Genomic DNA, 2,526 nt, shown 5'->3' on the forward strand with positions numbered 1-2,526 from the left:
CCGCACGGTTATCACGACAAGGATTTGATCCGCGCCGATCTGGCTGCCGCCGGATTCTCCGACGTGGCGATCGATACGAGGGCCGAGCAGAGCCGCGCATCCTCGCCGCGGGTTCCGGCCGTCGCCTATTGCCAAGGAACGCTTCTTCGCAACGAGATAGAGGCGAGGGAGGCCGGGAGCTTGGCGTCCGCGACCGATTATGCGGAAGCCGCGATCGCCGACAGACATGGCCGCGGCGCGGTTGCCGCCAAGATCCAGGCGCACATTATCGTGGCTTCGGTCTAACTGACCTTGTTGCGCTCAACGGTGAGATGCGCGTAGCCCGTATCGGTTGACTGGGTGAGGTCCCCGGTCACCGGATCGGCCCAGCGCTGGCCGATGATGGCGCCGTTTTTCGCGCCGTCGATGACGTTGTCCGAAATGACGGCCGTGCCGGACCCTTCGACGACCGAAACGACGATGCCAGTGCCTGCCTTACGGATGATATTGCCGGTCGCCACGACATTGCGCAGATACGGCCCCCACCCGAGCTGCATGCCATAGAGCGGCGCGTTCTCGACGACATTGCCGGAAACCGTCGTGTCGGCCTCGGCGCTGATGCCGACGCCGAAACCTGGTGGGTCGGCGGTGTAGGGTCCAACCGTCGTCAGGTTGCGCACGATATTGTTCGAGCAGACGGCCATGCGGCCGCCTTCGTTGAAATTGACGATCGAGATGCCGTTGGCGGCGCCGTCGACGAGATTGTTGCTGAGGATCGCGCCTTCGAAGGAGAATTCCGAATAGATCCCGGTCTCGCCGGAGCGCGAGCAGGTGTTGCCGGTGATCTGCAAATTGCTGGCGCTGTTGGCGCGGATCGCGGTGAAGGCGCAGTCGGAGACGACGTTGCCGGAGATGATGACGTTGCCGGCGCGGAAGGCGTTGATGCCGTTGCCGTTCTGGCCGGTGCCGCCGCTGCGCGCGCCGATCCTCTGGACGCGGTTGCCGCTGACGATGGTACCATCCTCCGCCGCCTGCCAGCGATGCACGAGGATGCCGCCATTGGCGCAGTCGGACACCGAGTTGCCGGAGATCTCCAGCCCGCCGGCCTCGATCGAATAGATGCCGGCGTCCGCCGCGCCGGAAATATCGCAGCGGCCGATGCGGCCGACAGCGTGCTCGAGCGCCAGCCCGTTCTTGCCGCTGCCGGTCACCTGGCAGTTGTCGATTGTCAGATGGGCGACGCGGCGCAGGTCGAGCAGCCCCTGCGCGTAGTCGGCCAGCCAGCGGTTGCTGCCGTCGAAGACCAGGCCGGTGAGCTCGATATGCTCGGCCTGTTCCGCCATCATCAGATGGCCGTTGCCGCCATAGACGATGCGCGTCGCGCCGGGCACGCCCGACAGGCGCACGCGGGCAGGCAGCTTGAGGTTCGACACGAGATAGGTGCCGGGCGGCAGGAACACCGGCTGGTCGCGATCGCTGGCCTCGGCCAGCATCCTGGCGAAAGCCTTGCTCTGGTCGTCGACCGCGCCTGGCTGCACGCCGATCTCGGTGGCATCGATCGAGCCGCGCATCGCGGCCATTTCGATGCCGGGCAGCGACTTCGCCGATGCCTTGCCGGCAAAGACGCCGGCGGCGGCGAAGCCGGCGGCCTGGGCAAGCAGCGTTCGTCTGTTCAACATCGGCACAGGTCCTGGCGTTTCGCCCTGTCTGTCGCAGGAATCGTGCCAGCATGGCCTTACCGGCAAACCGCTTGTGCAGTCGCCTCGCCAAGCCTAAGTTCATTTGTATGAGCAGAGCTTTCACCCGCGAAGAAGACAGCGAAAACGCCATTGCCGGCGTCGGCGAACGCCCGGTCAGCACGCACCGCAATCTGGTGACGGAGCGCGGCCTTGCGATGATCGAGGACAACCTCGCCGACCTGCGTGATATGCTCGCCAAGGCCGAACGCAAGGGTGACCGCGAGCGCATCGCGGTGGTTTCGCGCGACCTGCGTTACTGGACCGCGCGGCGCGAGAATGCCGAGCTTTCGGTGCCGGAAGCCGGCAGCGACGTGGTGCGCTTCGGCATGGGCGTCACGCTGGAAGGCGACGACGGCAAGAAGGTGCACTGGCGCATCGTCGGCGAGGACGAGGCCGACCCGTCGAAGGGCTCGATTTCCCATGTCTCGCCGATGGCCGTGGCGCTGTTCGGCAAGAAGGTTGGCGAAGTCGTCACCGTCAATGGCAAGGAATGGGAAATCGTCAAGCTCTCGGACAAGGCCGAGAATTAGTTCCTCAATACAGAAGATTTGACCGGTTGGTTGGTGTGCGTTGCAGGTCCCCTGCCTTGGCGATTGGCCGAGACGCCTATCGCGGTCGTCATCCACGGGCGGAGCAAGGAGCGAAGCGACGCGCGCAGACCCGAGGATCCATGCCGTGACTTGGAAGCGCCGCGGCGGTCCAGAATTCTGCACCGTTGCACATTTCGGTCCAGGTAACGGCATGGATTCCAGGGTCTGCGCGCGTCGCTTCGCTCCTTGCTCCGCCCTGGAATGACGAGGTTCAGAAG

Annotated in this window: 2 protein-coding genes and 1 pseudogene; 2 read left to right on the forward strand and 1 reads right to left on the reverse strand. The window is 65.0% G+C overall.

The annotated features are described in order from the left end of the window. A pseudogene (locus EOA27_RS31580) lies at window positions 1-285 on the forward strand (SAM-dependent methyltransferase); the annotation flags it as partial. Here the strand turns inward: EOA27_RS31580 and EOA27_RS31585 are convergent. Further along, window positions 282-1,658: a TIGR03808 family TAT-translocated repetitive protein gene (locus EOA27_RS31585; protein WP_126078399.1), complete on the reverse strand. Its 1,377-nt coding sequence runs from the start codon at window positions 1,656-1,658 to the stop codon at window positions 282-284. The pseudogene EOA27_RS31580 and the gene EOA27_RS31585 overlap by 4 nt on opposite strands. 107 nt (window positions 1,659-1,765) lie before the next feature. Between EOA27_RS31585 and greA the strand changes: the two genes are divergently transcribed. Then, on the forward strand, window positions 1,766-2,248 hold the full coding sequence (gene greA, locus EOA27_RS31590; protein ID WP_126078398.1) for a transcription elongation factor GreA: 483 nt from the start codon (window positions 1,766-1,768) through the stop codon (window positions 2,246-2,248). The last annotated feature ends 278 nt before the right edge of the window (window positions 2,249-2,526 follow it).

Source organism: Mesorhizobium sp. M2A.F.Ca.ET.037.01.1.1 (genome assembly GCF_003998075.1).
Taxonomy (GTDB): domain Bacteria; phylum Pseudomonadota; class Alphaproteobacteria; order Rhizobiales; family Rhizobiaceae; genus Mesorhizobium.